The organism is Phytoactinopolyspora mesophila (genome assembly GCF_010122465.1).
Lineage (GTDB): Bacteria > Actinomycetota > Actinomycetes > Jiangellales > Jiangellaceae > Phytoactinopolyspora > Phytoactinopolyspora mesophila.
This window is the reverse complement of the sequence record NZ_WLZY01000010.1, coordinates 50,540-74,071: the sequence shown is the minus strand read 5'-3', so window position 1 is coordinate 74,071 and position 23,532 is coordinate 50,540. Positions and strand designations below refer to the sequence as shown.

The 23,532-nt window shown below is 65.5% G+C and carries 18 protein-coding genes; 9 read left to right on the top strand and 9 right to left on the bottom strand.

What is annotated here, in order from left to right; translation table 11 throughout:
• Positions 1-90: 90 nt before the first annotated feature.
• Entirely contained in the window at positions 91-2,376 is a 2,286-nt protein-coding gene (locus F7O44_RS24025; protein WP_162452846.1) for a Vgb family protein, read from the bottom strand.
• 206 nt (positions 2,377-2,582) lie between these two features.
• Positions 2,583-3,428, bottom strand: a complete 846-nt coding sequence (locus tag F7O44_RS24020; protein WP_162452845.1) for a Gfo/Idh/MocA family oxidoreductase — start codon at positions 3,426-3,428, stop codon at positions 2,583-2,585.
• A gap of 92 nt (positions 3,429-3,520) precedes the next feature.
• Here F7O44_RS24020 and F7O44_RS24015 point away from each other — a divergent pair, with 92 nt between their 5' ends.
• The 7 genes from F7O44_RS24015 to F7O44_RS23985 all read left to right on the top strand — a co-directional run bounded on the left by F7O44_RS24015 (position 3,521) and on the right by F7O44_RS23985 (position 15,338).
• On the top strand, positions 3,521-4,558 hold the full coding sequence (locus F7O44_RS24015) for a Gfo/Idh/MocA family protein (RefSeq protein WP_222851643.1): 1,038 nt from the start codon (positions 3,521-3,523) through the stop codon (positions 4,556-4,558).
• Positions 4,555-5,550, top strand: a complete 996-nt coding sequence (locus tag F7O44_RS24010; protein WP_162452844.1) for a Gfo/Idh/MocA family protein — start codon at positions 4,555-4,557, stop codon at positions 5,548-5,550. The genes F7O44_RS24015 and F7O44_RS24010 overlap by 4 nt, the downstream gene beginning before the upstream one ends.
• Before the next feature lie 339 nt (positions 5,551-5,889).
• Positions 5,890-6,909 carry an NAD-dependent epimerase/dehydratase family protein gene (locus F7O44_RS24005; RefSeq protein ID WP_162452843.1) on the top strand — a complete coding sequence of 340 codons (1,020 nt, stop codon included), beginning with the start codon at positions 5,890-5,892 and terminating at the stop codon, positions 6,907-6,909.
• Between the two features lie 44 nt (positions 6,910-6,953).
• Positions 6,954-7,967, top strand: coding sequence for a dihydrodipicolinate synthase family protein (locus F7O44_RS24000; RefSeq protein WP_162452842.1), 1,014 nt, complete (start codon positions 6,954-6,956; stop codon positions 7,965-7,967).
• Between the two features lie 95 nt (positions 7,968-8,062).
• On the top strand, positions 8,063-9,355 hold the full coding sequence (locus tag F7O44_RS23995; RefSeq protein WP_162452841.1) for an amidohydrolase family protein: 1,293 nt from the start codon (positions 8,063-8,065) through the stop codon (positions 9,353-9,355).
• Positions 9,345-10,385, top strand: coding sequence for a Gfo/Idh/MocA family protein (locus F7O44_RS23990; protein WP_162452840.1), 1,041 nt, complete (start codon positions 9,345-9,347; stop codon positions 10,383-10,385). The genes F7O44_RS23995 and F7O44_RS23990 overlap by 11 nt, the downstream gene beginning before the upstream one ends.
• A 381-nt stretch (positions 10,386-10,766) precedes the next feature.
• Positions 10,767-15,338, top strand: a complete 4,572-nt coding sequence (locus F7O44_RS23985; RefSeq protein WP_222851642.1) for a 3-keto-alpha-glucoside-1,2-lyase-like domain-containing protein — start codon at positions 10,767-10,769, stop codon at positions 15,336-15,338.
• A 94-nt stretch (positions 15,339-15,432) separates the two neighbouring features.
• Here F7O44_RS23985 and F7O44_RS23980 read toward each other — a convergent pair whose 3' ends face one another.
• Both F7O44_RS23980 and F7O44_RS23975 read right to left on the bottom strand, forming a co-directional pair.
• Positions 15,433-16,767, bottom strand: coding sequence for a transcriptional regulator (locus F7O44_RS23980; RefSeq protein WP_162452839.1), 1,335 nt, complete (start codon positions 16,765-16,767; stop codon positions 15,433-15,435).
• Between the two features lie 83 nt (positions 16,768-16,850).
• Positions 16,851-17,501, bottom strand: coding sequence for an MOSC domain-containing protein (locus F7O44_RS23975; protein ID WP_162452838.1), 651 nt, complete (start codon positions 17,499-17,501; stop codon positions 16,851-16,853).
• Between the two features lie 72 nt (positions 17,502-17,573).
• On the opposite strand from F7O44_RS23975, the gene F7O44_RS23970 reads away from it, so the two are divergent.
• Both F7O44_RS23970 and F7O44_RS23965 read left to right on the top strand, forming a co-directional pair.
• Positions 17,574-18,209, top strand: a complete 636-nt coding sequence (locus tag F7O44_RS23970; RefSeq protein ID WP_162452963.1) for a VOC family protein — start codon at positions 17,574-17,576, stop codon at positions 18,207-18,209.
• Positions 18,210-18,461: 252 nt separating this feature from the next.
• The gene (locus tag F7O44_RS23965) at positions 18,462-19,427 is read left to right on the top strand and encodes a type IV toxin-antitoxin system AbiEi family antitoxin domain-containing protein (RefSeq protein WP_162452837.1); all 966 of its coding nucleotides are present in this window, start codon (positions 18,462-18,464) and stop codon (positions 19,425-19,427) included.
• 167 nt (positions 19,428-19,594) lie between these two features.
• Here F7O44_RS23965 and F7O44_RS23960 read toward each other — a convergent pair whose 3' ends face one another.
• The 5 genes from F7O44_RS23960 to F7O44_RS23940 all read right to left on the bottom strand — a co-directional run bounded on the left by F7O44_RS23960 (position 19,595) and on the right by F7O44_RS23940 (position 23,423).
• Complete coding sequence (locus F7O44_RS23960) at positions 19,595-20,374, bottom strand: ABC transporter permease (RefSeq protein WP_162452836.1); 780 nt, start codon at positions 20,372-20,374, stop codon at positions 19,595-19,597.
• The gene (locus F7O44_RS23955; RefSeq protein WP_162452835.1) at positions 20,371-21,402 is read right to left on the bottom strand and encodes an ATP-binding cassette domain-containing protein; all 1,032 of its coding nucleotides are present in this window, start codon (positions 21,400-21,402) and stop codon (positions 20,371-20,373) included. Before F7O44_RS23955 ends, F7O44_RS23960 begins: the two co-directional genes overlap by 4 nt.
• A 164-nt stretch (positions 21,403-21,566) precedes the next feature.
• A complete protein-coding gene (locus tag F7O44_RS23950) occupies positions 21,567-22,442 on the bottom strand; it encodes a fructosamine kinase family protein (protein WP_162452834.1) in 876 nt (291 codons plus the stop codon).
• A gap of 36 nt (positions 22,443-22,478) precedes the next feature.
• Positions 22,479-22,994 (bottom strand): arsenate reductase/protein-tyrosine-phosphatase family protein, encoded by a 516-nt coding sequence (locus tag F7O44_RS23945; protein ID WP_162452962.1) that lies wholly within the window; start codon positions 22,992-22,994, stop codon positions 22,479-22,481.
• Between the two features lie 42 nt (positions 22,995-23,036).
• Positions 23,037-23,423 carry a hypothetical protein gene (locus F7O44_RS23940; RefSeq protein WP_162452833.1) on the bottom strand — a complete coding sequence of 129 codons (387 nt, stop codon included), beginning with the start codon at positions 23,421-23,423 and terminating at the stop codon, positions 23,037-23,039.
• Between the last annotated feature and the right edge of the window lie 109 nt (positions 23,424-23,532).

Genomic DNA, 23,532 nt, shown 5'->3' with positions numbered 1-23,532 from the left:
GTGAGCGGATTTGGTCGTGAATCCGGGTGATAAATCGGGCATTTAGGTGCTGCTGGCCACCGAAATCCGCTCACGATCACCGGGGTGGGGCTACTCGCCGAGCGTGAGCGACTCCACCGGTGACGAGTTCCAGGCCGCGTCGATCGCGCGGTACTCCACGGTCTGCCCGTGGCTCAGCCGGACCGGGCGGGCATACGTCGTCCACGTGCCCTCGTCGATCCGGTAGTGGATGGCCGGTGCCGGATCGACGTCGTCCGTAGCAGTCAGCCGGACGGTGACCGCTTGTCCGGGCCGCGCGGAGGGCGGGTGGACGGTGGCCGTCACCTCGGGGGCGGTGCGGTCCTCGGGTAGCGCGTACTGGACGAGCCGGGTGCTGGCACCGACGACGTACAAGTCACCATGGCGATCCTGGGCCAGCTCCTGCACCCGTTGTGCCGGATCGCCGCTCGCGCCGCCGTGCAGCGTCGTCACGTCCCCCGTGACCTGGTCGACGACGAACAGCCGGTTGGCGGTAGACCCGAACAGCCGATCATTGTCGAACAGCAATCGGCTGCTGTTGCCATACCGGTCGGCGGGGAAGTCCGGATCGATCTCGATGGTGCGGACGGTCTCGCGTGCCTCCAGGTCGAACTCGAACACCGTGGTGCTGCCCGCGATGCCCCACAGCCGGCCCTCCTCGCTCAGGGCCAGGCCGGAGACGGTGGGCAGGCCCGGCACCGGCGCCGTCTGCCAGAGCGTCTCCGCGGTAGCTGGGTCCCAGCCGAAGAGCAAGCCCTCCTCGGTGACCGGATCGATGCCGTACCCGCCCTCGATGGACGTTCCACCGATCAGGATGCCCTCGTGCTCGACGAGGGACACGGGTGTCTGGTTCTCAACGACGTGACGATGGACCTGATGGGTGCGCTCGTCCGGCTGCCACAAGGTGATGGCCCCGCCGTGCCGGCCACCGGTGGCCACGGAGGCGACGGCGACCGTGCCGGGGACGGAGTCCAGCTCGACGAAGGCTTGCGGCCGGCTCTGCTCGTCACCGATCTCCAGCGGTGTGGCCGGGTTGCTGCCTGTCTGCCAAGGGCGCGACGGGTCGTAGCGCCATAGCGAGCCTTGCGGGTACCGGCCGAACACCAGGTCGTCGCCGAAGGTGCCGTAACCCTCGATCTGGCCGGAGCCGGGCAGCAGGTCGAAGCCCTCGCCGTCCGGATCGAAACGTCCCATTCCCGGCGGGCTCAGGTACGCGCCGGTGTAGATGTTGCCGTCCGGGCCGGTGCCGAGACTGATGATCTGCGCGCCGGCGCCCATCAGACCAGGCACCTGATAAGACGTCTGGCCGGTCTCCGGGTTGTAGCCGTAGGTCCGGCCCTCGTTCCAGAACGTCATCGCCAGCCACGGCCCGCTCCCGTCGCGGTCGATCCACGACCACGATTCGGGCGTGGCATTGGGCCGCCACCCGGTGGGTGTGCGCTCGCCGGTCCGGAGGTCGTAGCGGTTGATCTCGCCGCCGAGACGGAGGTAGACCGCGTCTGGGTCGTCCGGGGAGATCGGCGAGACTCGTGCGCTCGCGTTGGTGAACCGGTCTACCCAGTCACCGGTCTCCACGTTGAGCACGTGCAGGTTCGCGGTGCTGACGAAGAGAAGATCGTCGCGTAGGTCGAGTGCGACGATGTTGTTCGCCGAGTGTCCGGCCGGCATCGCGATCTCGGTGAACTCGCCGTCCGCGCGGCTGTAGGCGGCCAGCCGGGCGTTCGACTCGGTGCCGACATAGACAGTGTCGCCGGCTGGTTCGATCGACTTGATGTACTGCTCGCCCGCGACGGCTTGCCCGTGATCGGTTATTTCCGCCGTGTCTGGATCCATGGAATACAGGCGTCCGCCTGGATAGGTGCCGAACCAGACGGTGCGGTCCTCGCCGACCGCCATCGACCAGACTCGCTGATCGTCCGGTGCCGCGCCGTAGTGCACGATGTCCGCGGCACCTGGTGTGTAGCTGTAGAGATGGCTGATGTCCGAGGTGGCGAAGTAGACGGTGCCGTCTACCGGTGACATGCCCATGGTGCGCTGGCTGGCGTTGCCGTGCGGCACCCGGGTCTGGAAGACCGTGTCGTTCGACCGCAGGTCCGTCACTGTGAACTCGGCGTTCGTGGTCGGATTGCCCTCGACGACGTAGAAGCCGAGCGGTTCGCCGTCGGGGCCTTCGCCGACCGCTGAGCTCAGCGTCTGCACCTTGTGCACGGGCTCGCCGAGGTCGGTGATCGGTGTCGCGTCGGAGCCGCCGGTTGGCTGGATAGCCGGTCCGGCCGCTCCTGCTCCCGTGGTGAGTAGGCCGCTCGCGAGAGCCATTGAGGCTGCGAAACAAAGCAGTGTCCGGGTCGATCTCGTCATGTAGACCCCTTTTCGACTAGCTACGGAAAATAATTCCGTCTCGTCCGAAATTATTGACGAGTGTGCTCGGATCCGGCGCTGCCGTCAATCCCCACCCTCGGTGATCGTCAGTGGGATGTGGTCGCTGCAGGCGCCAATTTGTCCGGTTTGTGGCCGGGGGTAACGACCACAACCCACTGACGATCACCGAGGGTGGGGGGTGGGTGTCAGAGGTGGGCGGTGATGTCGGCGAGGATGCTGACGGGAGGGATCAGTTGCTCGTAGGGCATCGGCGGTGTGCCGGACCGGGCGGCATCCACGAAGCGGTCCAGGCCGGTGCCGTGGTCCAGAGTCGACGTGGTGATCTCACGAGCGACGACGCCGTTGCGCGCGGCTACCGTCGCATGCCAGGGGATGGAGCCGTTGCCGTTCTTGCGGATGAACGCCAGGACCAACTGGACACCACCCGCCCGCACGAACGCGGTCACGGCGTGCTCGGCTGCATGAACCGAGACGTCGCTGTCGAGGCCCGGGTTGCCGAGGATCTCGAGGGCGGGCTCGACGATGTGTGGCCCGTAGAAGAACAGCCCGGCGTGCGGGTCTGCGGGGTCCGCGGGGCCCACCACCGTAACCACCGACGGCTCCTCGAGTCCGGCAGCGGCCGAGCGCAGTTCTTCGATCCCTGGGGCGGTGCGCAGGATCGACCAGGAAGCCAGGACTGCGCCACCGGAACGAGCCGCATCGATCATGTCTTCGACGTCGGACACCGAAGTGGCGGTGGGCTTGTCGACGAAGACGTGTTTACCTGCCTCGAGCAAGGGCACGGTGTGCTTGCGGTGCTCGCCGCCTTGGCGGTGGCAGATGATGGCCGCGTCGATTTCGCCGGCGAACTCCTCCGGGGCGTCGACGATGATGTCGATCTGCCCTCTCTCTGCCAGCGTGCGATTGCGTTCGGTGGCGCCTCCCGCGAGGGCGACCACCCGTGCATCCTGACGGTTCTGCTCGATGTTCAGGTGGCGGATGAAGTGGTCCGTGTGGCTGTTCTCGGTGCCTGCGATGCCTATCCGTAGCACGGGCGCCCTCCTGGATCGCGATTGTGCAAGCGGTTGCAGTCACTCTACTGTATCGCTACGGTAGGGGCCTGGGGTCGAAGGAAGGAGCGCTCGTGACCGAACCGATCGGCGTCGGCTTGGTGGGCATGGGCAGCATCGGGCTCCGGCACGTTGAGGTATTGGGGGAGCTCGACGGCGCTGTTCGGCTGGTCGCCGTGAGCGGCGGGACCGCTGCGGAGCTGGTCGAAAGCGGCCAGTCCGACGTGCGACACGGCGCGCCGGAAGAGGTCATCTCCCACCCGGACGTCGACCTCGTCGTCGTGTGCACGCCTAGTGGGCTGCACGGCCACAACGTCCTGCGTGCCCTGCACGCGGGTAAGGACGTGGTGGTGGAGAAGCCGCTGAGCGTCGATGTCGAGTCGGCCGAGGAGATCGTCCGGGTCGCGGATGATCTCGGCCGGTTCGTCAGTGTGATTTCACAGCGTCGGCTGGAGCCACAGAACCAGCATCTCAAGCGGCTTCTGGCCGAGGGCCGGCTCGGCCGGCCGGTGCTGGGAGAGACGTTCTGCCACTGGTACCGGGATGACGACTACTACAGTCAGGCCGGGTGGCGCACCCAGCAAGACCAGGGTGGCGGCTCGTTGATGAACCAGGGCTTGCACAGTGTGGATCTGCTGGCCTGGCTCATGGGACCGGTGACACACGTGACAGCGGAGTGCGCGACGCTCGGTCGCGACATGAATGCCGAGGACACGACCGTCGCTACCCTGCGCTTCGCCTCGGGCGCCCTGGGCTTGGTCGCGACGTCGACCGCGACGCCACCGGGGCTGCCGGCAACCATGTCGGTCTTCACCAGCAAGGGTACGGCCGAGCTCAACAACGGCACCGTCGTCCGGTGGGAGTTCGCCGGTCAGCCGGCGCCGGCTCCCGCGTCAGAAGGCAGCGGTCCAACCGGAAGCGGAGCCGCCGACCCGCTGGCCATTGGGCAGGCGGGTCACCTGGCCCAATGGCGTGACATCGTCGAGGCGTACCGGACTGGTCGTGCCCCCGCCGTCACCGCGCGAGACGGCTTGGCCACGGTCAAGCTCTTGTGCGGGATGTACGAGGCGGCGCGGACCGGGCGCCAAGTCCGGTTGGGTGATGGGTCGTGATCCGGCTGGCCGTGGCTGGCATGGCGCACCAGCATGTGCTGTACGTCCTTGACGAGCTGGCTTTTCAACCGGCTATTCAGCTGGTCGCCGCATCCGAGCCCGACCCGGCCTCGCGAGCGCGCTACCAGAACCGGACCGCCGGCATCGCGGTCTACCCGGACCACCTGGAGATGCTGGCCCGGCACGACGTCGACGTGGTCGCCGTCAGTGGTGTGTACGCCCAGCGCGCCGACGTCGTCGTCGACGCCCTGAACGCTGGCGCCGACGTGCTGGCCGACAAGCCGTTGTGCACCTCGCTGGATCAGCTGGCCGCGATCGAGGAGGCGGCGGCTCGTACCGGGAGGGTCGTTTCGGTGATGTTCGAGAAACGCGGCTACCCCGTCACGCTGGCCGCGCGGCGGCTCGTCGCCGATGGTGCTCTCGGTGAACTCACGTTGATCGCCAGTACTGGTCCCCACAAACTGCGCTACCCCGAACGGCCGGCTTGGTTTTTCACCGGGGATTACGGGGGAATTCTCGGTGACCTCGCCGTGCACGACGTGGACATGGTCCTCGCGCTCACCGGTGCAGCCAGCGGCTACGTCGTGGGCTCGGCAGGCAACCGGGCCTATCCAGAACGCCCGGCATTCGGCGACCACGGCGCGATGCTGCTGGTCGCCGGCGGGGTAAGCGCGACAATCGACGCCCATTGGCTCGCGCCCGAAGCGGCGGCCAGCAACGGCAAGTACGTCATGCGTCTCGTCGGTACCCAGGGGACGGCGGAGATGAGGTGGACCGACGCCGAACTCGAGGTGTGCACACACGAGCGTGATACCTGGATGGAGAAGCTCCCGGCCGGCATGCGGCCGGCGCAGGACTTCTTCGACCAGCGGCTGGCCGGTGCTGCGCCGGAAGTCGGCACTGCCGAGTCGGTACTGGCCACGCGCGTCGCGTTGCTGGCACAACGCAGTGCTGACAACGGGGGCGCTGTTGAGTATTGGAGGCGAAGGTGACGTCCTGCCGTGGAGGTTCCGATACAGGTCAAGCGTGATATGGACAGTGCATAACCTGATTTAAGTCGTCAGATTTTGATGGGACTCGTCTCGATGGTGCTCACGTTGTCAGCGTGACGAGATGCCCAGAGTCCCTTTTTCCAGCGTCAATGCGAGGCCGTGCCCACGGCTGTGGCGTTTGGCGAGCGGAGCGGCACACGATGACGAGTTTCAGACAATCAACTAATTGACTTTAAGGCTGTCGTAAATCAGAATCGAAGAACTGCTCGAGTCGAAACTCTCGACCAGCGGGTCCGCGCCCGGCATGACTCCGTCGGGTGAGACAGGAACGAAAGGGGCATGGTGCGTACGGTCGAGGAGCTTGAAGAACGCCTCTCGCGGCCGAGAGCGGCGCTGATCGAGGACTTCCGCCGCCTCGAAGGCGACATCGTCGTGCTGGGCGCGGCCGGCAAGATGGGGCCGAGCCTGGTGCGGCTGGCTACTCGCGCCATCGCCGAAGCGGGCACTGGCGCCAAGGTCACCGCGGTGTCGCGGTTCTCTCAGCCCGGATCGGCCGACGCCATGCGCGCCACGGGTGCCCATGTGCACCCGGCTGATCTGTCCGATGACGCCGCGATCGCGGGCTTGCCGGCCGCAGCCAACGTGATCTTTCTGGTGGGAGCAAAGTTCGGCACATCGGGCCATGAATCCGCTACCTGGGCGACGAATGCGTATCTCCCCGGCCGGATCGCTCAGCGATACCCTGGATCCAACATAGTGGCGCTGTCCACGGGCAACGTCTATCCCCTGACGCCTACCGGATCCGGTGGCCCCACCGAAGAGCATCCGGTGGGCCCCGTCGGTGAGTACGCGATGTCGTGCCTCGGCCGGGAACGGATATTCACACATTTCGCCGGGCTGACCAACACGCCGCTGGCCTTGATCCGGCTGAACTACGCCGCCGAGCCGCGGTACGGCGTTCTTGTCGACATCGGCCTCAAGGTCCGGGCCGGCGAGCCGGTGGACGTCACCACGGGGTACGCCAACGTGGTCTGGCAGGGGTACGCGAACGAAGTGGTGCTGCGCAGTCTGCTGCATGCCGGCACGCCGCCGTTCGTGCTCAACCTGACCGGGCCGGAGACCGTCTCGGTCCGCGGCGCCGCCGAACAGTTCGCCAGAGCTTTCGCCACCGACGTGACGTTTTCCGGCAGCGAAGCCCCAACAGCATTGCTGTCCAACGCGAGCCGGTGTCACGGCCTCTTCGGCTATCCCGATGTGCCGCTCGCCGAGCTGGTGCAGCTCACCGCCGGCTGGATCAGCGATGGCCAGTCGCTGCTCGGCAAGCCAACCAAGTTCGACGTCCGGGACGGCCAGTTTTGACCACCACCTTGATCCCCGCCCCCTCGACGATCGGTCAGCATTCGATGGACGCATTCCGAACCGGAACCGTGATCCCCGCGCATCCGCTGGCGCTGGATGCCGAAAGACGTCTGGACGAACGCCGCCAGCGGGCATTGACGCGTTACTACCTGGAAGCAGGGGCAGGCGGTGTCGCTGTCGCCGTGCACACCACTCAGTTCGGCGTTCACGAGCCCGAACGTGGCCTGCTCGCTCCCGTGCTCGAACTGGCTGCGACGACGGCCGCGGAGTACACCGATAGATCGCCGGTGCTGGTCGCGGGGGTATGCGGTCCCACCGAGCAAGCGGTGGCAGAGGCTGAGCTGGCGGCTTCGCTGGGTTACCAGCTCATTCTGCTCGCTCCGTACGGCGCCACCCACCTCAGCGACGAAGAGCTCCTCGACCGCACGCGCGCCGTGGGTGAGATCCTGCCCGTCATCGGCTTCTACTTGCAGCCCGCTGTCGGGGGACGGGTGTTGCCCCGCGCGTTCTGGCGGCAGCTCGCGGACATCCCGTCCGTGGTCGGCGTCAAGGTGGCGCCATTCGACCGGTACGCGACCCTTGACGTCGTACACGGTGTGGCCGACTCCGATCGCGCCCGCCAGGTCGCGTTCTATACCGGCAACGACGACCACATCGTCGGCGATCTACTGGCCACGTACCCATCTGGGACGGAGTTCGTGGGCGGCCTGCTGGGCCAGTGGGCAGTGTGGGCGCGTAACGCGGTTGACCTGCTGGAGCTGGCCCGGAAGGCGAAAGCGGGCGACGACGACGCGCTGCGGCGCCTCGTTCAGACCGACACAGCGCTCACCGATGCCAACGCCGCGATCTTCGACGCCCGCAACGGGTTCCACGGTTGTGTTCCGGGCATCCACGAAGTGCTGCGCCGGCAGGGTTTGCTCGCCGGGATCTGGTGCCTGGATGAGAAGGAGACGCTGGGAGCGGGGCAGCTCGAAGAGATCGACCGGATCTGGGAAGCCTACCCGTACCTGCGTGACGACGCGTTCGTCGCGGCGAACCTGGACCGCTGGCTCGGATGAGGGGCGATCAGCGGCGTCCGCGGGGTCCGGCGACACTGGGTCCTGGCTGACCGGTTCCTTCTGACCAAGACGGGTCCCTTCCGAAGGAGGTAGTGGTGATCGTCGTGACCGGCCGCCTCGCCGACGGCGCCGCGGTTCGAGTCGGCTTGGAACAAGAGCGCATCAGCTTCGTCGAGCCGGCTGATTCCGCGGAGCAGGCGGCCGATGCGCGGGCTACCGGTGAGTCCGGTGCGCTCCACACCGCCGGCCAGCAACTGCCATGGATATTGCCCGGCATGGTGGACCTCCAGGTCAACGGCTATGCGGGCCTGGACATGAACGCCGAGAACCTGACCACCGACGTCGTTCATGAACTCGTTCGTGCCCAGTGGCAACGCGGCGTCACGGCCTTCTTGCCGACTCTGATCACCGCGCCTCCTGAGCGGATCACCGCAGCTCTGCGGGTAGTCGCGCGGGCAAGGGCGGAAGATCCGATGACGCGGCACAGCGTGCCTGGCGTCCACATCGAAGGCCCGTACCTCTCGATCGACGACGGCCCGCGGGGCGCGCACGAGGCCGCGCACATCCGCCCTCCCGACCCGGATGAGCTGGCGCGCTGGTGCGAAGCGTCGGAGAACGGGGTGCGTGTGATCACCCTGGCACCTGAGACGGCCGGCGCCATCGACTACATCCGAGCCGCCGTGAACAGGGGGATCGTCGTCGCGCTGGGCCACACCGCCGCCACCGCCGATCAGATCCGCGCTGCCGCCGACGCCGGCGCCACGCTCTCGACGCATTTGGGCAACGGCTGCCACCAGATGCTGCCCCGGCATCCGAACCATCTGTGGGCGCAGCTGGCGGACACCCGGTTGTCCGCGAGCTTCGTGGCCGACGGCTACCACCTGCCCGCTGACGCCTTCGTCGCTATGGTGCGAGCCAAAGGCACCGGCTCGGCGATCATCGTCAGCGACTCGGTGACGCTTGCCGGTTGCGCTCCCGGCAACTACACGACCCCGGTAGGTGGGTCGGTGACGTTGCATCCCGACGGCCGTCTGACCATGGCCGGGTCCGAGTTGCTGGCCGGCGCGGCGGCTTCGCAGGCCGAATGCGTCACCTGGGCGGTGTGCTCGGCCGGACTCGACCTGCCCACGGTAGAAGCCATGACGTCGGCCAACCCGGCCCGGCTGCTGGGGCTCGGTGACAGGGGCCGGATCGAGGCAGGAGCGCTCGCGGATCTGACGGTGTTCTCGCCCGACGTCACGAGCGTGCACGCCACCGTGGTGCGCGGCGACGTCGTTCACTGGGAACAGCCTCGCTCTTACCCGCCGGCGCTCGACCCGCCCGTGGAACGATCCGCGGCACCGAACGGCCGGGCAACATCCGAGAGAGGACTGGGGCATGACAGCTGAGCGAATACCCGTAGGAATCATCGGCCTTGGCCGCAGTGGCTGGAACATCCATGCGGCCGGTGTGGCTGAGCTGGATCGTTATCAGGTGGTCGCCACGGCTGACCCAATGGCCGAGCGCAGCGCCGAGGCGGCGGAGAAATTCGGCTGCGCCACCTATGCGACTCCGGAAGAACTCATCGGCGACGCCGCCGTGGAACTCGTGGTGGTGGCCACGCCGTCGCACACCCATGTGCCGATGGCCGTGGCGTCGCTCGAGGCGGGTAAGCACGTGGTGGTCGAGAAGCCGTTGGCTCAGAACACGGCCGAGGTCGACGTGATGATCTCCGCGGCGGACAAGGCCGACCGGATTCTCACGTGTTTCCATAACCGGCGGTTCGACCCCGAGTTCATGCTCATTCAGCGGATCATCGCCTCCGGCCGGCTCGGCGACCTGGTTCAGATCCGCCGCTCCGTTCACCAGTTCACCCGGCGCAAGGATTGGCAGACACTGCGCAGGCTCGGGGGTGGCGAACTGCCGAACACCGCCTCGCACTTCCTCGACCAGCTACTCCAGCTGATGGACGACGGGCCCGTCGAACTCTTCGCTGACCTGCGGCACACGGTTTCTGCCGGCGACGCCGAGGACCACGTGAAGCTGTGCCTCAAGGGCCGGACGGGGCCTACGGCCGATCTGGAGTCCAGCTCGGTGGTAGCCACTCCGCAATCGGGCTGGCTGATTTCTGGTACCACGGGCGGCCTGGCCAGTGATGGCAGCCGACTGACCGTGCGCTGGTTCGATCCGGCTGGTCTTGCCGAGATCGAGCCCGACGACGGCGTCGCGGCCGGACGGCGCTACGGCTCGGACGAGCAGATCGACTGGTCCGAGGAAGTCATCGACGTGGAACCAGCCGGCGGCGACCGTACGCTGCACTTCTATCGACACCTGGCCGAGACGCTGCGAGACGGTGCGGAGTTGTTCGTCACCCCGGAGAGTGTGCGCCGCCAGATCGAGATCATGGAGCGTGCGCGGGAACAGACCGGATTCCGCTGACGCGGGCGAGCCGGGGCGGCCGTCGGAACTGGAAATCGGCTACGTCGCGTTGCGGGTCGGCGGCGGGCACACCAATTCACCAGTGATTGAGCACCCGCCCGAGTAGAAGAGTCGCCGCTCGCGGTACCAGGCCTCCTGGCGAGGGGTTGTCGTCGGCCGACGACAACCCCAGCGCGACTACATCCTCCGCCTTCGCGGAAATTGGCCCGATCGTTGATGACTTCACGCCTGAATGTGCGCGAGTTGGGCGATAACTTGTCGTTTCCTGACCCTTGACAGGACATTTCAGGCGAATAGAATCATATTCAAACATTAAGAAAGTTTCTTTAATAAATGAACGCGCGATCCATTAGCTCATACCGGCAACCCCCTGGAGGGACCATGTTGGGTAAGCGATCCGTGTCCGTTCTCCTCTTCTCCGTGCTGGTGATGTCAGGCCTTGTGAGTGTGCCGGTCGCCGCGCAGGTGACTGCAGAGCCGGAGGACCTGAACTCCACCTTCGCGGAGCTGTCCGCGGGTGATGAGTTCGAGAAATTGCTGCTGACGCCTGATGTCCCGGAGCCGATGGCCATGGACATAGCGCCTGATGGCAGGGTGTTCGTGGCCAGCCGCGACGGTGTGCTCCGGGTGTATCACCCGGAGACCGAACAGGTGACCGTGGCCGCCGAGATGAGCGTGTTCGACGACCATCCGTTGCCGCCGAACCCTGATTTCGAAGGATCGAAGAACAACGAAGGCGGGCTTCTGGGGCTGGCGCTGGATCCGGACTTCGACTCCAACGGCTGGGTGTATGTCTATTACACCAGCCGAGACGAGGACAACCATTTCCTGTCTCGGTTCGCGGTTGAAGACGACGAGCTTGACATGTCCTCGGAAATCGTCATGTTGAAGGTGCCATACAACAAGACGCACTGCTGCCACGTGGCGGGGGACCTTGAATTCGATTCCGCGGGTAACTTGTACCTGAGCACCGGTGATGAGTCGCCGCCAGATCTGAACAACCAGTATTCGCCGCTCGATAACCGCCCGACTCATTGGTACAACGATGACCGGCGGACGTCGGGTAACACGAACGATCTGCGTGGGAAGGTACTGCGGATAACACCGCAGCCGGACGGTACCTACACGATCCCTGACGGCAACCTGTTCCCGCCGGACGAATACGACCCTGACCTGACCCGGGCCGAGATCTTCGCAATGGGTTTCCGAAACCCGTTCCGGATCTCGATCGACCCCGAGACCGACCGGCTGCACATCGGCAACTATGGCCCTGACCGCTTAGGTGAATGGACCGAGCGCGGTCCGTGGGGATTTGATCTGTACCACGCGACGTCGGAGGCGGCCAACTTCGGGTACCCGTTCTGTATCGGGAACAACTACCCGTACCGCCCTTGGGACTACGAGACGAACGAGCCGCTGGGCGATTTCTATGATTGCGACAACGGTCCGATCAATGACTCGCCGAACAACACCGGGCTCGAGCAGACCCCGCCGGTGAAGCCGGCGACGATCTATTACCCGCGGAGCTGGGCGGGTTGGCCGACAACCTGGGTCGGATGGCCGGATCGTGAGATCAACCCGATCCCGGAGCCGTTCCTGAACATGGGGTCCGGTGCTGGTGGTCCGATGTCGGGTCCGGTGTACCGCTATGACGAGAGCCTCGACTCCGAGACCAAGTTCCCTGAGCACTATGACGGACTCTGGTTCATTCTCGACCTTCACCGCGGCCACGTGAAGACGGTCGAGCTCGACGAGGATGAGACCGTGACCGCGATCAACGATTTTCTTCCCGGGCAGAGCTGGGTGCGCATGATGGATGGCGACTTCGGCCCGGATGGTTCTCTGTATGTGCTGGAGGGAGGCGCCTTCGGGCCCAGCCCGAGCGCAGGGCTCTACCGGGTTGATCACGTGAGCGACGACTCTCCTCCCCTTGAAGAGTGCGTGTTCGACGAGTTCGCCGGGACCGAGCTTGATCGGGAGATGTGGCCGACGATCATCCGCGAGGATGCCGACGGCTACCGGGTCACCGACGGCGCGCTCGAGATCGACATGCTGCAGGGCGACATGATCAGCAACCATATGAGCGGCAACATCAACACAGATGGGCAGAACCTGATCCTGACTCCGGTTCCGGATGAACGTTGGGTAGCCGAGGTCACGGTCGAGCTGCCGGAGGAATCGGTCAGTCATGACCAGGCCGGGTTCATCATCTACGCCGACGACGAGAACTTCACGAAGTTCGCGTTCTTCCCGCCGTACATCGGCCAGGCGAATGGCAGGTTCGAGTACCTCTATCACGAGAACGGGGAGATTCGCTTCCAGAGTGGCGTCGACAACCGCACGCTGACCAATGCGCCACACACGCTCAACCTGCGGTTGTCGAGCAATGGCTCGGACGTCGCCGCCGCGTATTCACTGGACGGCGAAAGCTGGATCAATGCAGGTAGGCCGGCGCCGATCTCGCAATACGACGATCCCGAGTTCGGCTTCTTCGCGGTGCATGGTCCAAATGAGATCGATATCCCGCTGACCGCGATGTTCACCGATTTCTCGCTGTGCGTTGGGGAGGACGACCCGATCGAGGAGTGCGAGGCACCGTCGGTCGACGCGGGATACCGGGCGCTGTGGGACGGCGCCACGCTGGACGGCTGGAACCAGGCTGGTCCTGGCGGGTTCGCCGTCGTCCCGGACGAGGACCGTGAGGGCGCATGTGCTCTCGAGTCGATCGGTGACCCAGCGGGGCTGGGGATGCTGTGGCACGAGGACGAGTTCGAGTCCTACCGGCTGCACCTCGACTTCAAAGCAGTCGCTGAGGACGACAACTCCGGCGTGTTCGTCGGGTTCCCCGACCCGGGCAACGACCCGTGGGTCGGCGTGAACGAAGGCTTCGAGATCCAGATCGACGACTCCGGCGGATTCCCCGGCGCGGGGGATGAGCATAAGACCGGGGCGATCTACACCTTTCAGGGGCCGACCTCGTTCCCAGCCGTAGCCGGCGAGTGGAACAACATGGTGATCGAGGTCGAAGACCCGATGATCCGGGTGTGGATCAACGAGGAACTGGTCAACGAGTTCGAGAATCCCGATGATTCGGGCCGTGACTTGTCGTCCGGCTACATCGGACTCCAGAACAACCGCGTGTCCGACAACGTGTTCTTCCGTGACGTCTGGGTCCAGGATCTGACCGATCCCGGATGCCCGGACCCGGCGACGCCACCGGAGGGCTACGAGTCATTGTTCGATGGTGAGACGCTCGACGGCTGGACCCACATCGGTCCTGGCGGCTTCGAGGTCGACGAATGCGGCTTGCTCCAGCCCCATGGTGGGATGGGTCTGCTGTGGTATCACGAGCAGACGTTCGATGACTACGTGATGCAGGTGGACTTCAGGGTCCAGGACCCCGCCGACAACTCCGGTGTCTTTGTCCGATTCCCGGATCCGCAGGGCGATCCGTGGAACCCGGTCGACGAAGGGTACGAGATCCAGATCTACGAAGCCACCGACGATCCGTTCACCAGGACCGGAGCGATCTACACCTTCGCCCCGGCCGAGCCACTCGCCACCAACCCCATCGGTGAATGGAACACGATGGAGATCGAGGCGATCGGCCAGGACTACCGCGTGATCCTCAACGGCGTCGAGGTCACCACATACACCGGTGACGGCAGTCGGCCTCTCGACGGTTACGTCGGCCTGCAGAACCATGCCTCAGGGCAAGCACCCGGCGAGAACGTCGAGTTCCGCAACGTGTGGCTCAAAGAGCTGGATGACGATCCGGGGGATCTGACGGTGGAGGCATCGTTGGACCCAGCGGAACCCGACGGCGCCAGCCCCTGGTACGTCTCGCCAGTCACGCTCACCCTGGAGTCGAACCACCGCGATGCGGTGTTGCAGTGGCGTCCAAGGACCGATGAGTCCGAGTGGCACACGTGGACCGAGCCCTTGCTGTTCGACGAGGACGGCATCTACAACATCGATTACCGGGCAGTGCTGCCGGGCAACGGTGAGCCGTCCGAGAAGGAGATCCTTGTTGGGGAGAACGGATTCGATTTCAGTGAGACCGAGTTCAGTGTCCAACAGGGCGATGTGATCAAGTTCCAGTATGTTCCTCCGTTCCCACACGATGTGGTGATCACGGATGAGAACGGTGTCGAATTGGCCTCTCGCCCGGTTGGGTCCGATTGGGAGGATGATCCGTTCTACTTCGAGGCGGTCGATGAGGGCACGTTCTACGTGTACTGCACCCCGCATACGAACCTCGTGGATCCGGATGATCCGACGACGTGGACCGGGATGGTGTCGACGTTCGAGGTGACGCCGTCCAGCGGTACGCCGCCGATGGAGACCGGGATCGAGGAGATCGAGTTCCTGATCGACCAGACGCCGCCGGCGACGGAGGCCTCCTTGGCGGGCGACCAGAGCGGCGACGTCTTCACTGGCGAGGTGACCGTCACTCTCACGAGGGATGATGCCACCTCGGGCGTCGCGGCGACGCACTACCGGATGGCCGGCGACGACGAGCACGACGTCTATGCCGGGCCGTTCACCGTGACGGACCCAGGAGAGCACGAAGTGGAGTTCCGGTCGGTCGATGTGGCCGGCAACGTCGAAGACTGGCAGTCGGTCGAGTTCAGCATCGGCGACGGCGATCCCGGTGCGTGCCCCGAGCCGGATCCACGAGAGAACGTCGTCATCGGTGACATCGACAGCGGTGTGCCCAACTACACACTCGAGGACGGTTGCACCATCAACGACCTCATTCTGGATGAGGACGACTGGCCGAACAGGGGAGCGTTCCAGGGCCATGTCCGGGACGTGACCCGTCAGCTGGTGGAGGAGGGCGTCATCACTGCGCGGGAACGTGCTGCCATCACCCAAGCCGCCGCACGCAGTGGTGTCGGCGGCCCGCAACGAGGTGGCGGCCCGCGAGCAGGAAGCGTAGTGATGATCTAGAACATGCCGGCTGGCGGATCATCGGGCGGCGGCTCGAGGTATGGGGCCGCCGCCCATTGTTCCTGTCATCTCGCGGGCGGGCCCGGTGATCTTTTTAGCCGGGGATCTTCTCGACGAGGAGCTGGTAGGGCCGCGGCGGCCGGCCGACCTTGCTGGACCGGGCCGGCGGCATCGGCCAGGCCAGTCCTTCGTCCACCAGCGTGTGCAACGTACGCCGGGCGGTGCGTAGCGTGACTCCGAGCAGTTCGGCGACCCGCTCGGCGTCGACGATTCTCTCGCCGTCTTGCTCGTCGTCCAACTTTTCCGCGAGCCGGCTGAGAACGTCGATCGCCTTCGAGTCTTTCGCCATCGAGGGCGCCGGCTGGACGTTGCCATGCCGGTCGGCCGGCAGCTGGAGCACGGTGTCGCCAGGCCCCACCAGGAAGGCGGTGCCACCTCCGGCCGCCGACGCTTTGTCGACGGCGGACTGAGCATTGAGCTCGGCTTCCCGGGTGGAGCGGCCCAAACCGATGCCGACCTCCAGCTGCAGGCCCAGCTCCGCGGTGATGCGCCCGAGGAACGGCGCCACCGTGAGCTCGTCGGTGGCGATGTTCAGCGATCCCATGGTGGTCACCACGAGGTAGCTGTGCTCGTCCCGGGCCAGTACCGCTGCGTCCATCGGCCGGGCGTCGCGGAGGAGTTCTCGGTGCAGCGAGAGTTTCAGCTCCTGATACCAGTAGTTGCTGGGGCTCGCGTGTGCCGGGAACGCCCCGCTGGGCACCCGCACGATCATGGTGACGATCCGCGACTCTTCGAGCTTGGCGCCGCTGCCGATCAGGGCCGCGGTCTGCAGGGTGTGCCGGATGGTGGTGCCGGCGGCGGTCATCTTCAACGACGGGATGCCGGCCTCGGCCAAGGCTGCCGCCACCGTCGGCACCGTCGTGACAGCGCCAGTCGTCTCGCCACGGTCGTAGAGCTCTCGATGGAAGCTGAGGAACTCGTCCGCCGATTCGGGTTCTGTATAGGGTTTGACGTGCACGTGGGACGGATCGAGCCCGACCTCGCGATAGGCGGTGCGGACGTCATTGGTCGGCACCGAGTCCACGCTCACCCGCAATGGATCGAAGATCTCGTCGAGCGCACCACGGAGCAAGGTGCCATAGAGGGCTGATCCACCAACTGGCACGTAGGTGGCCGGAACCGGCAGGTCGCCAGGGCGGGTGGCGATGTCGTAGGGCAGGGGACCGGCGAACAGGCAGACATCGATGCGAGAGGCGATCTTCATCGCCTGAGTGTGTGCTTCTTGTTCCACTCCATAGACGGAGGCGATCAGCCGCCACGAAGGATTCCCGGATTCGCGGGCGACCGACACGATCCGGCGCACGATCTCGTCGGCGCCTACCACTCCGATCGTGATCTCCTCACGGGTGCCGTTGCCTGGCTGATGCATGATCTGCTCCCGCGTTCGAGATGCCGTCGACGAGTTAATTTTGACCGGTACCTATTATGCCCGTTGACCGCCATAATTCGCGCTCATGCGCCGAGCCGGTTCAGAACCCGGTGAGCGATCATGCTGACCTTGTCCGAGAGCACCACTTCCCCAGACGCGTGCGCGTCGAGCAGAGCGTGGGCTTGATCAGCTGTCGGCCCGGTGAAAACCTCACGTATGGTCACGCCGTGCGACGGCCGTCGGCTGACCTCTATCCGATCACCCGCACGGACCAGTCCATTGCTGACCACACGCAGGTAGGCGCCGGTGGCTGCCACCTCGGCGAAGCGTCGCACCCAGCGTTTCTCCCCGATGCGCCGGGCGAATGTCGCGCAGGGTGTACGCGGCATGGTGGCCTCGAGTACCAGGCCGTCGGCCCCGATCGTCCACTGCTCACCGACCACGGCGTCGCTGGTCGGCAACCCCGTCGTCCGCAGGTTCTCACCGAACAGCCCCGGCGGGACATCTCGGCCCAGCTCGGCTGCCCACCAGCTGGCGTCCTCGTCGGCATATGCGTACACCGCCTGGTCGACGCCGCCGTGATTCTCCCGGTCGGCTTGGATGTCGGAATAGAGGCCCAAGGAACGAACCCGGACGGGTTCTTCCACGGGGCGTTTGTCGATGGCCGTGATGCCGACGGTTCCGGCATCCGGCATGAGCCGGTGGACTCGGCACACGGCTGTCACCTGGGGCATACACGCCATTCTGCCCGAGGTTAGGGCAGCCTGACCGATTGTCATCGAGTGGAGGCTGCGACGATGCGTGTCATGCGGCTCGATCACGTCTCTTACGCGGCAGGACCAGATGGACTCGACGCGACAGCGGCCCGCCTCGCTGATGAGCTTGGCGTCCCGTTCGGCGACGGTGGCATTCACCCGCGGTTCGGCACCCGGAACCGGGTGCTGCCTCTGACCCGTGGCCACTACCTCGAGGTCGTCGCCGTCCTGGACCACCCGGCAGCAGACACCGTGCCCTTCCGGCAGGCGGTGCAAGCTCGCTCCGATTCCGGTGGCGGATGGCTCGGATGGGTCGTCGCGGTAGACGAGCTCATGCCAGTCGAGCGCCGGTTGGAGCGCCCTGCCGTGCAGGGTAACCGGAAGCGCCCGGACGGCTTCGAACTGTTGTGGAAGCAAATCGGCATCAAGGGTCTGATCAACGACCCACAGCTGCCCTTCTTCATCCGCTGGGAGTCGGACCCGGCTGAGCACCCGTCCAAAGGCGGCCACGACGTCGAGCTGGTGGGTCTTGAGATCGCGGGCGATCCGCACCGGGTGGCCGATTGGCTCGGTGAGCCGGAATCGCATCCGCTCGAGGACGTCAACGTCGTCTGGACCAATCCCAACGGCCAACCGGGTCTGCAGTCCGTAAGTTTCCGCACACCCGGCGGCCTGGTCACCATCTGACTCTCGGCCGCCCCTCACCTAAATGATCATGTTTGGTGGGTTTTCTCGTGCGTCACCATGCCTGCGGGCATCGTGAGGCCCGAGAAAACAACGTAACGTCTGGCGGCGTCGGCAGATGGTCACCTGGTTCGGCGGGGCGGGCACTCGATGCCGGCCGGAGTTATCCACAGACGGGCCGGGTTCTCTCGCAGTTATCCACAAACCAGGGCACCGCGCTTCCGTCGTTGGTCCGGGATCGCGACGATCGTACGTATGGATCCTCAACTGCAGGCACTAGCCGCACAGCAAGGCAACGTCATCCTCCGCCCGCAGTTGATCGAGGCCGGTTTTACCGACGACGAGATCATGCGCCTGCGGCGCAGCGGCGTCCTGACGGCCATTCGGCGCGGCGCATACGTTGAGACGCCGGTCTGGGAGGCGCTCGACGATGTGGGTCGTCATCGATCCATGACGTCCGCAGTGGTCCGGCAACTCAAGGTACCTGCCGTGCCCAGTCATGTGTCGGCAGCGGTCATGCTAGGCCTGCCCACCTGGGGCGTGGATCTTTCCGTAGTGCACGTCACGCGTGCTGACCTGCACGCTGCCAGGCTCGAAGCCGGTGTGATGCACCACGCGGCCGCGTTGCCGGGCGAAGATCTTTGCGTCGTCGATGGCATGACGTTGACGGCGCCGGCGCGCACGGCCGTCGACATCGCACGCGACGTGCCCTTCGAACAGGGTGTCGTGACGGCTGACGCCGCCCTCGCGCGGTTCGGAAATGATCACGATCGGTTGCTACGGACACTTGATCGCATGCGCACCTGGCGTGGTGCACGCGCTGCAGGGCGTGTCGTCGCATTTGCCGACGGGGCCGCGGAATCTGTAGGTGAGTCGCGGGCACGTGTGCAGTTCGAACGGATCGGCCTTCCCCGGCCGCGGTTGCAGGTGGTGATACCTGGTCCCGATGGACAGATATTCCGGCCGGACTTCCTGTTCGAGGAGGAAAGAACGCTCGGCGAGTTCGATGGAAGGTCGAAGTACGAGCGTTCACTCGGCCCGGATGACGATCCCGCAAGCGTGGTATGGCGCGAGAAACAACGCGAAGACCAGCTGCGCCAAATGGGCTACGAACTCGCCCGGCTTGTGTGGCGCGACCTCGGCCGAGATGTTTCAGTGCGGGATCGGTTTCAGGCCGCGTTCGGCCGCGCACGGCGTCGTCGTGCTGTGAGAGCGGCGTAGCGTCGTACGAGAGTTTCGATGCTGGTTGGACCACTGGCCGGAACCGGCGGCGCGGTTGAGCCGCGCGCATCGCATCACCAGGGCCTCCCGTGCGTCACGATGCCTGCAGACATGGTGACGCACGAGAAAACCCACCAAACATGATCATTTAGGTGAGGGCGGGTGGGTCAGGCGTCGCGCTTTTTGAACAGGAACCACGCGACCAGCAGGATGATCAGCGTGAACCCGGCGAACACGCCACCGGAGGCCCACCGGTCCAGATAGTCGAAGTCGGGCCCGCCCATCGGGTCGTAGTCTTCCATCGCGATCAGCCGCTGCCCGGCGCCGAACGGCAGGAACTTCAGGACCGGCTGCAGCCAATCCAGGGCGTCGACGGTCGACAACCCGGCGACGAGCGACTCGACGACCAACGGGACGACGAACAGCACGACGATGGCCGACGGGATCCCCCGGAACAGCTGAGCGAGAGCCAGTCCGAGCACGCCGTAGATCATGACCATGATCACGTAGCCGAACAGCGCCTCGCTGAGCGGACTGCCGGTCAGATCCGGGATCTCGCCCCAGAAGATCGAGCCGACGAGCAGGTTGATAGCTATCGACAGAACGGTGACGATGACGGCGGTCACGAGAATCAGCGCGATCTTGGCCGTCAGGATGGTGGAGCGCTGCGGGATTGCCAGCAGAGTCGGCTGGATGGTGCCGTGCCGGTACTCGTGGCCGGTGGCGAAGATGCCGATGATCGCGATGAAGATAGGGATGAACGTCGCGAAGTCGCCACCACCGGTGAGTACATCACGCACGAGTACGTCGTCGAGCGTGTCATCCCTGGTGGCAATGGCGATGATGAGTGCCACGCCAGCCGTGAGAATCAACCCGAGGCCGATCAGCCAGTACGTGGACCGAAGCGTGCGGATGCGGACGGACTCGAATCGCAGTGCGTCGGTCATGCCGTACCTCCGGAGGGCTCGTTCGCGTCGGTCCGCTGACCGCTTCCGGTGCTGGGTTCTTGCTCCCGGCCGGCCGCGGGCGGACTGGAATCGACGCCGCTCGATTGGGTGGCCTCCGGCGCGGTGAGCCCGTGAGCCACGTACTCTTCGGAGGCCCCTGTTGCGGTGATGAAGGCCTCTTCGAGTGAAGCGCTCTGAGTGGCCAGCTCATGCAGGATGATGTTGTCGCGGTGGGCGAGCTCGCCGATGACGGACGCGTCGGCGCCCGAGACCAGCAGTCCGCCTTCTGGAGCCGGATCGATCGTTGCCCCCATGCCTTTCAGAGTCTCGGCGAACTCGCTCGCGGAAGGCGTCTTCACGAGCACGGTCGACTGGGTGAACTGGCGGACGAAGGTGTCGACGTCGCCATTGAAGATCATCTTTCCGCGACCGATGACAACAAGCTCGTCGGCCATGAGCGACATCTCGGAGAGGAGGTGGCTGGAGACGAATATGGTGCGCCCTTGGGAGGCGAGAGTCTTCAGCACATCCCGCAGCCAATGGATACCGTGTGGATCGAGTCCGTTGGCGGGTTCGTCTAGGATGAGCGTGCCCGGCTCGCCGAGCAGCGCCTGTGCCAGGCCGAGGCGCTGGGCCATGCCCAGCGAGAATCCACGCGGCTTCTTCGATTTCACATCGGATAAGCCGACGAAATCCAGGACCTCGTCGACGCGTTTCCTCGGTATCCGGCTGCCCGCGGCGAGCATCCGCAGATGGTTGCGGGCCGTCCTGGTCGGGTGGAACGCCTTCGCCTCGAGGACCGCGCCGATCTCGTGCATGGGGTGGCGGATCTCGTCGAAACGGCGCCCGTCGAACCGGGTCTCGCCGGCGCCGTGGTCGAGATCGAGCATGAGCCGCATGGTGGTCGACTTGCCGGCCCCGTTCGGGCCGAGGAACCCGGTGACCACACCGGGGCGAACGTTGAACGAAAGATCGTCTACGGCCGTCTTGTCCCCGTAGCGCTTTCGCAGGCCTTGCGCGGTGATCATCGATAAACTCCTGTGCTTGTTGTGGGCAGCGCAATAAACCGCCCCCGCCGAAAATAGCGGTTCTCCGGGCGCCGTGTGGTCATTCCAGGAAATGGATGTTGGCCTCCTCCGCAAGGTGGAGACTGGCCTCAGTACAAGCCGCCGGCTGCGCTCGGCCGCGGACGTTATCCGCTTAACGCCAGCCGGGCCAGCTGTCCGGCTCGCGGGCCGTACGAGCCTCCGAACAACACCGCATGGACCAGGATCGGGTGCAACTGGTGGACAGGCACGCGGTCGCGCCAACCATCGGCCAGTGGTGATGCCTCGTGATAGCTGGACAAGACACGTTCGAGGTGGGGGAGGCCGAAGAGCGTCAGCATGGCCAGATCCGACTCCCGGTGACCGCCGTGCGCCGCGGGGTCGACGAGCCAGCATCGTCCGTCCTGGCCCCACAAGACATTGCCTGCCCACAGATCCCCATGGATAAGTGCAGGCGGCTCCGCCGGTCCGGCCAGGTGCGAGATGTTGTCGATGACTCGGCTGACGTCCGCGGCGTCTCGTTTGCTGACCGAGCCGTTGTCGCGCGCCGCGCGAAGGTACGGTTCGAGGCGACCGGCGGCCCACATCGTTGGCCAGTCAGGCCACGGTCCACCCGGCAGGTGCAGAGTGCCGATCCAGCCATCGCCGGTGTCTGAGCCGAAGACTGCGTTGCCGCTGCGATGAGTGGCGGCAAGTGCGCGGCCGAACCGTTCGGCGGCCAGGGCTGACGGCGGTTCCGGCGCGATCCACTCGAGCACCAGGCATTCAGTATTCGCGGCCAGTACCCGCGGGACAGGCGCGCCGCCGGGCGCGGAACCAAGCCTAGCCAGGCCGTTGGCCTCGGACTCGAAGAATCCCTCCGGTGCTTGCGAACGAGTCTTGACGAACACCGCTCGCCCATGGCCCATGCTGGCCTTGTGTGCCTGGCAGATATCGCCGCCGCCTACTGCCTCGACATTGACGACCTGCTCGCCGAGAAGGTCACTCAGCCTGGTTGGGTCGAGAGAATCGACAGGCAACATCGAGGCCTGCTTCCTGCGATAGTTGTCGGACGACGTTCACGGGGCCTTCGGAGAGTCTGTTCGGCTCGCTGGATCCAACTCAGCCTTGATTTGGGCGGTGAATCCGGCGCCCGCGGCTTCCACAAGCCGAAGCACGTGCTCGAAGCCGGAATCGTCTCCGTAGTAAGGGTCTGGCACATCAAGATCGGAGGTACCGTGCGCCGCGGGGTCGTAGCTGCGGAGCAATCGGATCTTGTCTCGGGCGGATTCCACCGGAGCGAGTCGGCGCAAGTCAGCAGCATTGGCGCGGTCGAGCGCAATGACAAGGTCGAAGTCGTCGAACCACGAGGCCTGGAATTGTCTGGCGTGGTGCCGGGAGGCGTCGTAACCGTGGGCACGCAGCGTGGCAAGCGCACGAGGATCGGCCGGCTCACCGACGTGCCAGCCGCCGGTGCCGGCCGACTCGATCCGCACGTATTCGGCCATACCGGCGGCAGCCAGATGTTCGGTGAACACCGCCTCCGCTATGGGAGAGCGGCAGATGTTTCCGGCACAGACGACGCATGCCCTGATATGCGTGTCCGGCCGTGTTGTTGCCACGACGATGTGATCCGATCAGCTCTGTTGCCGCGCCAGTTCACCGACGGCCAGCGCGAGCTCGGTCGCCAGATCGAAGGAGCGCTCGTCATTCGGATGGCTGCGCATCCACAGACAGACGGTTTGGACAACCGCACCGGCCCACGACGGGTCGCGGCGTAGCGCGAACCGCACCGTGACAGGCCGTGGAGTGTAGGAGGTCATGTCCCACCATTGGCCGTCAGTGAACGCCAGTAGCGGGCGGCCCTCGGCGTCGTCATACACGACCTCGTACTGCTGGTGAAGAGCTGAGTTTTCGGCGGTATCGCGGTGCGAGCGAGACTGTCGCGGAAGCTGCCCGATGAGATGCTCCTCAGGCGGGCGCTCTGTCAGCAGCGACGCTACGGGGGCGTGGCCAATTGTCATGTCGTTGTCCACCATGCTCATAAGGGAATGAGAACTGGCACTACGACCCCCGCGGCCACCGGCGCGGCAGCCATCGTCGTGCGTTGTCGGACACCAACATACGCGACGG